Raw genomic sequence first — 12,290 nt, 5'->3', positions numbered from 1 at the left:
CTCCTAGAGCGGGTCTTCGTCCTCGACCGGTCCTTCAGGCTCGCCCACCATCTGCGGCGGATCGGCCAGGACCAGGCCTTCGGCGATCCTTACCTCGGGAACCGCGGCGCGGGTGAACGGCAAGTACCAGGTCTGGCCGCCCAGGGCCGGCGTGATCTCCAGCAGGTCATCGGCGCCGAAGTTCTGGACGCTCTTGATCTTGCCCAGCAGCTCGTTGGTGGCGATGTGGCGCACCGGCAGGCCGATCAGGTCGGCCAGGTAGAATTCGTCTTCCTCGGGCTCGGGCAGGGCCGAGCGAGGCACATAGAGGCGCAGGCCGCGCAGGGCGTCGGCCGCTTCCTTGGTCTCGATCCCGACGCAGCGGGCGACGACGCCCTCCTTGGCCACGCGGGCGGTGGTCAGGGTCAGGGCGGGCGAGCCGTCCTGGCGCGTCAGCACCTTGAACTTGGTCAGGGTCAGGGGGTCTTCGGTATAGGTCGCGATGCGCACCTCGCCGCGCACGCCGAAGCCGCCGGCGACGCGGCCGACCAGGATCAGATTCTGCGAGGGCGATGAGGTCATGAGGGGATCGCGCAAAAGAAAACGCCGCCGCCAGGCGGAAGCCCGGCGGCGGCGCTGGCGAAGGCCTTAGCCTTCGGCGGTTTCTTCCGAAGCCGGGGCTTCTTCAGCGGCGGCTTCAGCGGCCGGAGCCTCTTCAGCAGCAGCCTCGGCGGCCGGGGCTTCTTCGGCGACGACTTCCGGTTCCGGAGCCGGAGCAGCGGCGGCTTCGGCGGCGGCGGCGGCAGCGGCTTCAGCGGCGGCCTTGGCGTCTTCCTTGGCTTGGGCTTCGGCGGCCTTGCGGTCTTCGTCGCGCTGGGCGCGTTCGGCCAGACGCTCTTGGGCCTTCTTGCCCGGGGCGCCCTTCTGCGGGTTGTTGCCGTGGGTCCACTCGGCGACGCCGGCGGCGGCCAGGAAGCGGGCGACGCGGTCGGTCGGCTGGGCGCCCTTCTTGAGCCACTCCTGGATGGACTCGACCTTCAGGGTCACGCGCGCGGCGTCGTCCTTCTTGAGCAGCGGGTTGTAGGTGCCGACCTTCTCGATGAAGCGGCCGTCGCGCGGCGAGTGGCTGTCGGCGATGACGATCGAGTAGTAGGGGCGCTTCTTGGCGCCGCCACGGGCGAGACGGATCTTCAGCATAGTCTTAGTCCTTGGTCTAAAGTTCTATTTCTTGAACGGGTTGAAGCCGGGCAGGCCCAGGCCGGAGAGAGGATTGGGCTTGGCGTCGCCGCCGCCCCCGAGACCCGGCATACCGGGCAGCCCCGGAAGGCCTTGGCCTCCCGCTGCATTGGGATCGGGCTGGGCGACCTTGCCCCCGCCCATGGCCTTCAGCCGGGACATGTCGCCGCCGCCGAGCATGCCGGCCATGCGGGCCATGCCCTTGCCGCCGTCCTTGCTCATGGCCTTGAACATCTCGGCCATCTGCCGGTGCTGTTTCAGCAGGCGGTTGACCTCGGCGACGTCGACGCCGGCCCCGGCCGCGATGCGGCGCTTGCGCGAGGCGGCCAGCACGTCGGGCTTCTTGCGCTCCAGCTTGGTCATCGAGCCGATGATCGCCTGCTGGCGGCGGAAGATGCTGTCGTCGACGCCGCTTTCGGCGATCTGCTTCTTGACCTTCTGGACGCCGGGCAGCAGGCCCATGATGCCCTGCATGCCGCCCATCTTCTGCATCTGGTTCAACTGAGCGGCCAGGTCGTTGAGGTCGAACTGGCCCTTGGCCAGCTTCTTGGCCATGCGCTCGGCTTCGGCCACGTCGAGGTCCTGGGCGGCCTTCTCGACCAGGGCGACGACGTCGCCCTGTCCCAGGATCCGGCCGGCCACGCGGCGAGCGTCGAACACGTCCAGGGCGTCGATCTTCTCGCCGGCGCCCAGGAACTTGATCGGCAGACCGGTGACGTGGCGCATCGACAGGGCCGCGCCGCCCCGGCCATCGCCATCGGCGCGGGTCAGGATCAGGCCGGTCAGCGGCAGGCGCTCGTGGAAGGCCTTGGCGGTGCGCACCGCGTCCTGGCCGGTCAGGCTGTCGGCGACCAGAATGGTCTCGGACGGGGTGGCGATGCGGGCGATTTCCGCCGCCTCGCTCATCATCGCCTCGTCCAGCGTCGTGCGGCCGGCGGTGTCGAGGATCAGGACGTCGTAGCCGCCCAGCTTGGCGGCCAGCATGGCGCGCTTGGCGATGTCGGCGGCGCTCTGGCCCGCGACGATCGGCAGGCTTTCGACCTCGACCTGCTTGGCCAGCATGGCCAGCTGTTCCATGGCGGCCGGGCGGCGGGTGTCGAGCGAGGCGACCAGCACCTTCTTGCGCTCGATCTTGTTCAGCCGCAGGGCCAGCTTGCCGGTGGTGGTGGTCTTGCCCGAGCCTTGCAGGCCGGCCATCAGGATCACCGACGGCGGGTTCAGGGCCAGGTTCAGGCCGGTGGGGACCTCGCCGCCCAGCATGTCGACCAGACCGTCATAGACGATCTTGACCACCTGGTCGGCCGGCTTGACCGAGCGGATGACGGCTTCGCCCGAAGCGGCTTCCTTGGCCTTGCTGATGAAGTCCTTGACCACCGGCAGGGCGACGTCGGCTTCCAGCAGGGCCACGCGGACTTCGCGCAGCGCCTCGTCGATGTCCTTCTCGGACAGCACGCCGCGACCGCCAAGGCGGTCGAAGACCCCTGAAAGTCGCTCTGTAAGGCCGTCGAACATGCGGAACCCTGGCTAAACACAAGACCCAAACGCGATCAGCCCCCATGGACGATCACGTCGATGGGGGTCCTCGCCGTCCTCGTCCGGATGGATCCTGCGCTAACAGGCCGGGGTCGTGACGGTGGAGGCGCTGCTGATGAAGCGCCGGAAGCGCGCGCTTATGCACGAAAGGACCCTGTGAGTCAAAAACGCCGGCGGGGTCCCCGAAGGCCACGGTTGTTTAGCGCTTGATATAATCCTTATAAGTTGTGATACCTCTTTTGTGCGCGCATGACGCGCATCCGTGAAAGCGGACAACAAAGGGAGGAATTCATGTCCAAGATCTTCAATCTGATGGGAGCGACCGCCACCGCTCTGGCCGGCGTCGGGTCGGCTCTGGTGCTCGGCGCGGCTTCGCCGGCCGCCGCGGCCAGCGGTTTCCAGAACACCTGCTCGAACATCACCTTCGCCTACAACGCCGCCAGCGCGGCGGTGCTGAACGCCATGTGCCTGCGGGCCGACGGCTCGGCCAACGGCTCGTCGCTGGTCCTGACCGGCATCAGCAACCAGAACGGCAAACTGACGCCGACCAGCGGCGCCAGCACGTTCCAGAAGAGCTGCGGCAACATCCAGATCACCGCCACGGCCCAGGCCGTCACCCTGTCGGCCCTGTGCCGCACCTCCGGCGGGTCCAGCAACGCCACCAGCCTGCCGCTCAACAACATCGGCAACAACAACGGCAACCTGACCTACTGACCGGGCGCGCGAACCGCGCGATCGTTCAAGGAAGGCCGGGGCGTCCTCCCCCAGGGCGTTCCGGCCGGCGCTTAAGCCCGCAGTGGGTCGACGCCGAGCAGGTGCGTGACGGTGTCCTCAGCTCTCCGGCGAGGTGATCGTGGCGCCCGAGGCCTTCAGGCGGTCCAGCACGCCGTTGGCCGGCAGCAGGAAGGCCAGGTCGACGACGGCGATGGTCACGCCGGGCCGGTTCAGGGCGCTGTTCAGGGCGTCGGCCGACTGGCCGATCTGCTGGGCCAGCAGGGCCGGACCGCCGGGCGTGCGCATCACGCAGCGCTGGACCGCCGAGGCCGAATAGCGAGCCCGCACGCTGGCCAGGTCGCCGTTGGCCCAGTCGGTTCCGATCGTGGTGTTGTGCGAGCCGTCGTATTCCAGCTCGGTCAGGGCGTCGTTGAGGCAGGCCAGATTGCCTTCGTCCGACAGCTTGCCGGCGCTGGAGAGGATGGGCCCCAGGCGGTACTGGCTCATCGCCTTGACCTTGACGCCGCGGGCCTTGGCCATGCGTTCGATGGTGCTGACCGGCTTGGCTTCGGACAGGCCGGCGGCCTGGCGGAAGTCCGACAGCAGGATGAAGCCGGCGACGGCGGGTTTCCAGTTCTTGTAGGGCGCGGCCGTGCGCCGGGCCTGGGTGCGGGCGTTGACGAACCGGGCCTTCAGGTCGGGCGGCAGCTTGTCCTCCAGGTTCTTGCCCAGCATCGGCTGGCGCACGCCGCCGCCGCCGGTGACCACGAACTTGGCGACCTGCAGTGGGCCGACGGAGACTTCGGGTGGCACGAGCACCAGGCTGGCCTGGCCCATGGCGCGGTCGAGGCGCGGACTGTCCCACTTCAGCTGGTGCGGCAGGGGCGGGGCCGAGCCGACCACATAGAGCTTGGCCTGGCCCTTCTCGACCAGCCAGATGGCCGGGCCGGGCGGCCGGGCGACCACCTGCAGTTCCTCGACCACGGCGCTGCCGGGATCCTGCGGGATCAGCTCGACGGTCTGGGGCGGCGGGGTCTGGGCCCAGGCGCTCGCCGCCAAGGTCAGGGTCGCGCCGCCGATCAGCGCCGATAGGCCTCGAATCATCGCCATCCCCGTCTCCTGCAAGCGTGGCTTGAGGATAGGTACTCTAGTGCCGTGGCGAAAGCGCGGCGGGCGGCAGGTCGCGCAGGGTCTGGGCCAGCAGCCGCCCCTCCGCGCCCCGGCTGGAGCCGGCCCGCCAGGCCACGACGATCTCGCGGCTGGAATGGTCGGAGGCCAGCGGGCGGATGGTCACCGGCGCGTTCTGGGCCAGGCCCGCCGCCACCGCCATCGACGGCAGGAACGACACGCCCAGGCCCGAGCCGATCATCTGCACCAGGGTGGGCAAGGAGGTGGCCGCGAAGCTCTCGTCGTCGCCGATCCCCTTCGGCGGCTCCAGCCCGCAGGCGGCCAGGGCGTGGTCGCGCAAGCAGTGGCCATCTTCCAGCAGGATCATGTCGTCGCCGCGCAGGGATTCGGGATCGACTCGGTCGAAGGCGGCCATGCGGTGGTTGGCCGGGGCGGCGGCCAGCAGTTCGTCGTCCTCGACATGGGCCCAATCCAGGCCGGTCATGTCGTAGGGCAGGGCGATCAGGGCCGCGTCCAGGGCGCCGGATTTCAGGGCGGCGATCAGCCGATGGGTCAGGTCCTCGCGCAGATAGAGCTTCAGCTTGGGGAACTGGTCGCGCAGGGCCGGCAGGGCGCGGGGCAGCAGATAGGGGGCGACGGTGGGGATCACGCCCAGGCGGAAACGGCCGGCCAGGGGCTGGCCCGCTCCGCGCGCGGCCTGCACCAGGTCTTCGGCCTGGGCCAGGATCGCCTCGGCCCGGCGAACGGCTTCCTGGCCGGCGGCGGTCAGGATCACGCCCGAGCGGGCCCGGTCGACGACGGGCGCGCCCAGGATCTTCTCCAGTTCCTGGATGCCGGCCGACAGGGTTGGCTGGGTGACGTGGCAGGCCTCGGCCGCCCGGCTGAACGAGCCGTGCTCAGACAGGAGCTTGAGATATTGCAGCTGGCGCAGGGTGGGGAGCATGACGGTCTAGATAGGGTCGATCTATCGAGACTCCAAAAGCAATCGACCGGTTCTTGGCGGGGAGATCAGGGCGCCCAGGGAATGGGCGCATAGAGCCACCCTATCGTCGATCATGAAACAATCGATTGGCCCTATCGATTTCCCTTCCGTACAAGGCTCCTCGCAATTCCTGCAGGAGAACTTCATGTCCTTGATCAACACCGAGATCAAACCCTTCACCGCCGAAGCCCTCAAGGGCGGCAAGTTCATCACGATCAGCGAAGCCGATCTGAAGGGCAACTGGTCCGTCGTGTTCTTCTATCCGGCCGACTTCACCTTCGTCTGCCCGACGGAGCTGGAAGACCTGGCTGACAACTACGCCGAGTTCCGCAAGCTGGGCGTCGAGATTTACTCGGTGTCGACCGACACCCACTTCGCCCACAAGGCCTGGCACGACACCTCGGAAGCCGTGGGCAAGATCGAATACACCATGGTCGGCGACCCGACCGGCAAGATCAGCCGCAACTTCGACGTCCTGATCGAGGAAGTCGGCCTGGCCGATCGCGGCACCTTCGTGATCGACCCGGAAGGCAAGATCCAGATCGTCGAGATCACCGCCGGCGGTATCGGCCGCGACGCCCTGGAACTGCTGCGCAAGATCAAGGCCGCTCAGTACGTCGCGTCGCACCCGGGCGAAGTCTGCCCCGCCAAGTGGGAAGAGGGTGAAGCCACCCTGAAGCCGTCGCTCGACCTCGTCGGCAAGATCTAAGCCTGCAAAGTTCGTCGCGGCCCTCGGGTCGCGACGAGGCTAGCCGCTGGTTCCGTCAGCCCACGGAACCGGCGGCGACGCCCACAATTCCCGGACATTTCCGCGTCGCGCCTTTCCTCCCCCCTTTTTCGATTTTGGGAGGTCGCGCCGCCCGCAGTCGGAGCCCCGCCATGTTGGACGATGGTCTGAAGACCCAGCTGAAAGCTTATCTGCAGAATCTGCGCCAGCCGATCGAGCTGGTCGCCTCGCTGGGCGAGGGCCAGGGTTCCAAGGACATGCTGGCGCTGCTCGAGGACGTGGCCGCCACCTCCGATAAGGTCAGCCTGAACCTGGCCGGCGACGACGCCCGCAAGCCATCCTTCGCGATCACCCGCGCTGACGACAGCGCCAGTGTCCGTTTCGCCGGCCTGCCCCTGGGCCACGAGTTCACCTCGCTGGTGCTGGCCCTGCTGCACGTCGGCGGCCACCCGCCGAAGTTCGACGCCGAGGTGCTGGATCAGGTCCGCGCCCTGGACGGCGAATTCCGCTTCGAGACCTATTTCTCGCAGAGCTGCCAGAACTGCCCGGACGTCGTCCAGGCGCTCAACACCATGGCCGCCCTGAATCCCAACATCACCCACGTCGCCATCGACGGCGCGCTGTTCCAGGCCGAGGTCGAGGAGCGCCAGGTCATGGCCGTTCCGACCATCCTGCTGAACGGCCAGCCGTTCGGCCAGGGCCGCATGAGCCTGGAGCAGATCTTGGCCAAGCTGGACACCGGCGTGGCGGCCCGCGAAGCCGAGAAGATCAAGACCAAGGACGCCTTCGAGGTCCTGGTTATCGGCGGCGGTCCCGCCGGCGCGGCCTCGGCGATCTACGCCGCCCGCAAGGGCATCAGCACCGGCGTCGCGGCCGAGCGCTTCGGCGGCCAGGTGCTGGACACCATGGCCATCGAGAACTTCATCTCGGTCTCGCACACCGAGGGTCCGAAGCTGGCCATGGCCCTGGAGCAGCACACCAAGGACTATGACGTCGACATCATGAACCTGCAGAAGGCGGTGGGCCTGGTCCCCGCCCGGACGCCGGGCGGCCTGATCGAGGTCAAGCTCGAGAACGGCGCCAGCCTGAAGTCGCGCAGCGTGATCCTGGCCACCGGCGCCCGTTGGAGGAACATCAACGTGCCCGGCGAGGCCGAGTACAAGAACAAGGGCGTGGCCTATTGCCCGCACTGCGACGGCCCGCTGTTCAAGGGCAAGCGCGTGGCGGTGATCGGCGGCGGCAACAGCGGCGTCGAGGCGGCCATCGACCTGGCCGGCCTGGTCGCCCACGTGACCCTGATCGAGTTCGACAGCCAGCTGCGCGCCGACGCCGTCCTGCAACGCAAGCTGGCCAGCCTGCCCAACGTGCGCATCGTCACCTCGGCCATGACCACCGAGGTGCTGGGCGACGGGAACAAGGTCACCGGCCTGACCTACAAGGATCGCAACCACGACACGGCCCATCAGGTCGATCTGGAAGGCGTGTTCGTGCAGATCGGCCTGGTGCCCAACACCGAATGGCTGAAGGACACGGGCGTGGCTCTGAGCAACCGCGGCGAGATCGAGGTGGACCATCGCGGCGCCACCTCGCTGCCCGGCGTGTTCGCCGCCGGCGACGCCACGACGACGCCCTACAAGCAGATCGTCATCGCGATGGGCGAGGGTTCGAAGGCGGCGCTGTCGGCCTTCGATTACCTGATCCGCCAGGAGCCGGCGGTTCCCGCCGAGCAAGAGGCCGCCTGACGTCCCTGGATCGGGGGTGAAAACGCCCCCGATCAAACCTTCCGGAAGCCGCCGCAACCGCCTTTTCAGGGTCGTTTCGGCGGCTTTCGTGCGTTTGGCGATGCGGCAATGCGCCTCTCGCCGAACGGGCGATCTTGACCTCGACAGCAATCTTGACCGCGGGCTATCCTGTTAACGAATGGGCAAATGATTCTGTGGGGCCAGGGGTCGAATCAACGCGATGGGCGTTGTTCCCGCAGATCGTTAGAAGGTGGGCAAGATGAGGCTGCTGTCGAAGGGCGATCGCAACACCAAGGGCGGCGTCAAGCCGGTCATGCTGGCCGCCGAGAATGAGCGCCCCGAAGGCGAGGGCGCCGACCGCCTGGTCGAGGCCACCCAGGCCATCGGCGTTCGCTACGAAACCATCCATGGCGGGTTGGACAGCATCAGCCGCGTGGTCGAGCACCTGCGCGCCATCGAGCCGCTGCTGTCGGAGATCCGCGGCCCGGTCGCCGAGGAGTTCGAGGCCCGCCGCGCCGAGCACGCCGAACTGATCGCCCTGCGCGCCGCCTTCGAACAGGCCGCGCGCCAACTTGCCCACGCCCAGGCCGAGGAACGCGAGCTGTCGGCCAAGCTGGCGGCCAGCGACGCCGCCCTGACCGAATCCGACGCCCGTCGCCAATCCCTGGATGTCGCCCTCGAGGACGGCGCCCTGGAGATCGACCGCCTGCGCAACGGCCTGCAGCAGTCCGAGCTGAAGGTCGGCGGCCTGGAGGCTTCGCTGCGCGACGCCTCCGCGCGCGCCGAGCACCTGAGCCAGGATGTCGAGACCCTGCGCGTCCAGACCCAGGACATCGACACCCGTCGTGGCGAGTCCGAAGCCGCCCTGGCCGCGGCCAAGCAGCAATCGGCCTTGCAGGTCGAAGAGCTGGGCACCGTGAAGAAGCGCCTGGAGCAGGCCGGGGCCGACGTGGCCCGCCTGTCGCGCATCGAGACCGAGCTGGAAGCCCAGATCGCCGCCGAGCGCGCCCGCATCCTGGCCGCCGACAACGCCCTGAGCACCGTACAGGCCGACAGCGCCCGCACGATTCGCGGCCTGGAGGCTCAGGTCGAGTCGGGCCGCGCCGAGGTTCTGGCCCTGCAGACCCGCCTGGAAACCGCCACCGGCCGCGCCGACAAGCTGGAAGAAATGAACGGCCAGATCTCGGCCCGCCTCAACGATTCCAGCGCCCAGCAACAGGCCGTCGAGCGCCGGGCCGGCGATCTCAACGTCGCCCTGGAGCGCGCCCTGGAGCGGGTCCGCAACCTGGAAGACGAGGTCGAGGACCTGCGTGGCCGCCACGCCGGCGTCGACACCGCTCGCGCCGCCGCGATCGAGCGCGCCGACCAGTTGGCCAAGACCGTCGGGGCTCACGAAAAGGCGCTCAAGCGCGCCGAGGAACGCGCCGCCCAGCTGCGCACCCGTTTCGAGACCCTGCAGGCCTCGGAAGACGAGGTCCGCCGCGCTCACGACGACAAGATCGCCGAGATGCAGGCCGAGATCGAACGGATCCGCTCGGAGGCCGCCCTGGCCGAAGGCGCCCTGGAATCGGCCCGCCGCGACCGCTCGCGCCTGCAGATGGCCCTGCTGGGCGCCACCAGCGACGACATGCAGGCCGCCGGCTAAGATCCGGAGACGCCGCTTCGCCCTAGGGCGAAGCGGCGGCCTTCGCGACCGACAGCCGGTCGAAGACCTCGGGCGGCTGGGTTTTCAGCGTGTCCCTCAGGCGCTCCATCGGCGCCTGGCTCTCCGTCACCCGGCCGTTCGCGGGCCGGTCGATATCGAGGGTCAGCAGCAGCGAGATCGCCAGCAACAGGTACAGGAACACGGTCGCGCCGCGTCCCTCCTTGTTCGCCCCCGCGTAGCCCAGCACCCCGGCCGAAGTCACCACATAGATAAACAGCACGAAGAACACCGCGCTGGGCACCCGGGCCAGACGCGCGGCCTTCCGCGAAGCATCCAGGTCGATCAGGGTGTTCATGCTCTCTAGGTACGCGCTGGAGAAATCCAGGCCCTTGATCGACGGCCAGGCCGCCAGGGTCGCGGTCCACAGGTCGGTCAGCATCTGGTCGTTCCTGGCCAGCAGCGGTTCGACCTGATCGCGCGGCGCCTTGGCCAGGGCCAGGCGGTTGTCGGTGTAGTCCACCAGCATCTTACTGATCCGGGCCCGGTCGACGGGCTCCAGCATCTGGGTGCGCAGATAGGTGGTGCCGATGGCGTTGGCCTCTTCCACCACCAGCAGCCGTCGCGCCTCGTAGCGGTCGACGGCCAGCGAAAAGGTGAAACCCATCAGCAGGGCCAGCAGGCCCAGGGTGGCCGAGACGATGTAGCCGTCGGAGCCGCCCTCGTCCTTCTTCCTGGCTACGCGCGCGCCCAGCCATTCGCCCAGCAGGGACGCCACGACCATGGCGATCACCAGGACGAGGCCGATCTGCCAGGCCGGCGTGACCTCCAGCCAGGCGGCGAAGGCGGAGGGCGTCATGTCCGCGCCCTCCGGCCGGCCGGATCGACAGATGTTCCGCGCGCCATGTCCGGGCCTTTCGACGGATCGAAATCTCGCGCCGATCTTTCGACGCGAACCCGGGCTCGGCTATGGGGCGAAACCCTGGCGTGGCGGGTTCTTCCTCCGGATTTTCGGATCGTTACGGGGTCTTGCCCGTCTCGACATAGGCCTTCAGGCGGTCGAACTGTTCGCCCAGGACCCCGTCGACCGCCGGCGCGATCTTGTCGAGGCCGCCCTTCATGTAGCCGCCGACGTCATAGGTCTGGGTCAGGGTGGTCTTGCCGTCCTTCTCCGCCAGGGTCCAACCCAGGTGTCCCGCCGCCCCGGTCGTTTGCAGCGGCCCCAGGGCGCCGAACAGCCGCAGGCCCTGGCCGGGCTGGGCGAAGACCACGGTCATGTGCATCACCGAGCCGCCATTGGGCAGCTTCTCGCAGAAACAGCCGCCGGCCATCGGGGCCAGGGACAGATTGGCCGAAGAGCCCGACCAGGTGTGGTCCTTGTTCCACCACTGCGAGGGCTGGGACAGCGCCGCATAGACCTTGTCGGCCGGGGCGTTGAGCACGGCGACGCGCTTGACCTCGAAGCCGTTCGGCTGGGCGTCGACGACTTCGGCGTGGGCTGCGGTGGCGGTCAGGGCCAGCGTGGCGGCGAGCAGCAGGTGTTTCATGGCTTGGCCCTCCCGGTTTGGAGGAAGGGTGGCGCGTAGGGGCGCAGCGTCAAGTCGCGACTTGCCCCCACCTGGCGGCTTTGCCGCCTGTCCGCCCCCGTAGGGGGCGGAGGCTTCGCGTTTAGGCTCTTCCCCCTTTGGGGGAAGACGGTCGCGGAGCGACCCGTAGGGGGCAAGTGATCGCCGCCTGGACGCCTCAAGCAAGTTATTAAGCCGCCTCGAACCGCAGCGGTCCACCCCAGAAGCTCTCGACTAACCCGTTCTGTGGCCCCGGCGCGCCGGTGGTCAGGAACTGGCGCGTGCCGCCGGTTCCGGGGTCGAATTCCGGATGGCGCTGCAGGTAGAGTTCCAGCGCGTCGGCCGTCGAGGCCGGCTGGTGGATCACCGGGGTGCCAGCCGGCAGGGCGGCGCGGAAGATGTCGGCGATGATCTCGTAGTGGGTGCAGCCCAGCACCGCGCGGTCGGGATAGCGGCCGATGCGGGTCTTCAGCGCCTGGACGTAGCCTTCGACCGCCTTGGCCAGGTCGACGGCCCCGGCGTCGGCCTCGATCATCGGCACCAGGTCCGGACAGGGCTGCGAGAACACCGCGATGTCCTGCTTGCGCTTGTCGATCTCGATCTCGTAGACGCGCGAATTGGTGGTGCCCTGGGTCGAGAACACCCCCAGCACGTCCAGCTGCTCGACCTTGTCGCCGCGCCGCTCGGCCTCGTGCTCCCAGGGCAGGCCCGTGGCCGCCTCGATGGTCGGCACGATGATGCCCAGGATGTTGATCGGCCGGCCCAGCTGTTTGCGATAGCCGGGCAGCCAGGTCTGCTGCAGACGGCGCAGAGCGATGGCCGAGGCGGTGTTGCAAGCCAGGACCACCAGGCTGGCGCCCGTGTCGAACAGGCGCTCGCAGCCGGCCTTGGTCAGTTCCACGATCTCTTCGCCAGGCCGCCCGCCATAGGGGGCGTTGGCCTGGTCGGCGAGATAGACGAAGTCCGCCTGAGGCAGACGGTTCACGAGGGCGCGGTGGACCGTGAGGCCGCCCACGCCGGAGTCGAAGACGCCGATGGACAT

12 protein-coding genes are annotated in these 12,290 nt (G+C 68.5%); 4 read left to right on the top strand and 8 right to left on the bottom strand.

Going from position 1 to position 12,290, the window contains the following annotated elements; genetic code table 11:
* Positions 1 to 3 precede the first annotated feature (3 nt).
* The 3 genes from rimM to ffh form a co-directional block, all read right to left on the bottom strand.
* The gene (gene rimM / locus G3M62_RS23590) at positions 4 to 561 is read right to left on the bottom strand and encodes a ribosome maturation factor RimM (RefSeq protein ID WP_165190976.1); all 558 of its coding nucleotides are present in this window, start codon (positions 559 to 561) and stop codon (positions 4 to 6) included.
* A 66-nt stretch (positions 562 to 627) separates the two neighbouring features.
* Positions 628 to 1,176: a 30S ribosomal protein S16 gene (rpsP, locus tag G3M62_RS23585; RefSeq protein ID WP_165190975.1), complete on the bottom strand. Its 549-nt coding sequence runs from the start codon at positions 1,174 to 1,176 to the stop codon at positions 628 to 630.
* Positions 1,177 to 1,200: 24 nt separating this feature from the next.
* Positions 1,201 to 2,727 carry a signal recognition particle protein gene (gene ffh / locus G3M62_RS23580; RefSeq protein ID WP_165190974.1) on the bottom strand — a complete coding sequence of 509 codons (1,527 nt, stop codon included), beginning with the start codon at positions 2,725 to 2,727 and terminating at the stop codon, positions 1,201 to 1,203.
* 312 nt (positions 2,728 to 3,039) lie between these two features.
* Between ffh and G3M62_RS23575 the strand changes: the two genes are divergently transcribed.
* Complete coding sequence (locus G3M62_RS23575; RefSeq protein ID WP_165190973.1) at positions 3,040 to 3,462, top strand: mannose-binding lectin; 423 nt, start codon at positions 3,040 to 3,042, stop codon at positions 3,460 to 3,462.
* Between the two features lie 117 nt (positions 3,463 to 3,579).
* Here G3M62_RS23575 and G3M62_RS23570 read toward each other — a convergent pair whose 3' ends face one another.
* Together G3M62_RS23570 and G3M62_RS23565 are read right to left on the bottom strand one after the other, a co-directional pair.
* The gene (locus G3M62_RS23570) at positions 3,580 to 4,566 is read right to left on the bottom strand and encodes a TraB/GumN family protein (RefSeq protein WP_165191421.1); all 987 of its coding nucleotides are present in this window, start codon (positions 4,564 to 4,566) and stop codon (positions 3,580 to 3,582) included.
* Between the two features lie 43 nt (positions 4,567 to 4,609).
* Positions 4,610 to 5,533, bottom strand: a complete 924-nt coding sequence (locus G3M62_RS23565; protein WP_165190972.1) for a hydrogen peroxide-inducible genes activator — start codon at positions 5,531 to 5,533, stop codon at positions 4,610 to 4,612.
* 184 nt (positions 5,534 to 5,717) lie between these two features.
* Here G3M62_RS23565 and ahpC point away from each other — a divergent pair, with 184 nt between their 5' ends.
* The 3 genes from ahpC to G3M62_RS23550 all read left to right on the top strand — a co-directional run bounded on the left by ahpC (position 5,718) and on the right by G3M62_RS23550 (position 9,686).
* Complete coding sequence (gene ahpC, locus G3M62_RS23560; RefSeq protein WP_165190971.1) at positions 5,718 to 6,281, top strand: alkyl hydroperoxide reductase subunit C; 564 nt, start codon at positions 5,718 to 5,720, stop codon at positions 6,279 to 6,281.
* Positions 6,282 to 6,451: 170 nt separating this feature from the next.
* Entirely contained in the window at positions 6,452 to 8,041 is a 1,590-nt protein-coding gene (ahpF, locus tag G3M62_RS23555) for an alkyl hydroperoxide reductase subunit F (protein WP_165190970.1), read from the top strand.
* Between the two features lie 259 nt (positions 8,042 to 8,300).
* Positions 8,301 to 9,686 (top strand): intermediate filament-like cell shape determinant CreS, encoded by a 1,386-nt coding sequence (locus tag G3M62_RS23550; RefSeq protein ID WP_165190969.1) that lies wholly within the window; start codon positions 8,301 to 8,303, stop codon positions 9,684 to 9,686.
* 22 nt (positions 9,687 to 9,708) lie between these two features.
* On the opposite strand, the gene G3M62_RS23545 is transcribed toward G3M62_RS23550, so the two are convergent.
* From G3M62_RS23545 to G3M62_RS23535, 3 genes are all read right to left on the bottom strand, one after another.
* Positions 9,709 to 10,542, bottom strand: coding sequence for a bestrophin-like domain (locus tag G3M62_RS23545; protein WP_165190968.1), 834 nt, complete (start codon positions 10,540 to 10,542; stop codon positions 9,709 to 9,711).
* A 160-nt stretch (positions 10,543 to 10,702) separates the two neighbouring features.
* On the bottom strand, positions 10,703 to 11,230 hold the full coding sequence (locus tag G3M62_RS23540) for an SRPBCC family protein (protein ID WP_165190967.1): 528 nt from the start codon (positions 11,228 to 11,230) through the stop codon (positions 10,703 to 10,705).
* Positions 11,231 to 11,438: 208 nt separating this feature from the next.
* Entirely contained in the window at positions 11,439 to 12,290 is an 852-nt protein-coding gene (locus G3M62_RS23535; protein ID WP_165190966.1) for a glutamate racemase, read from the bottom strand.

Origin of the sequence: Caulobacter soli, assembly GCF_011045195.1 — a bacterium.
Taxonomy (GTDB): domain Bacteria; phylum Pseudomonadota; class Alphaproteobacteria; order Caulobacterales; family Caulobacteraceae; genus Caulobacter; species Caulobacter soli.
This window is presented reverse-complemented; position numbering and strand designations above follow the sequence as displayed.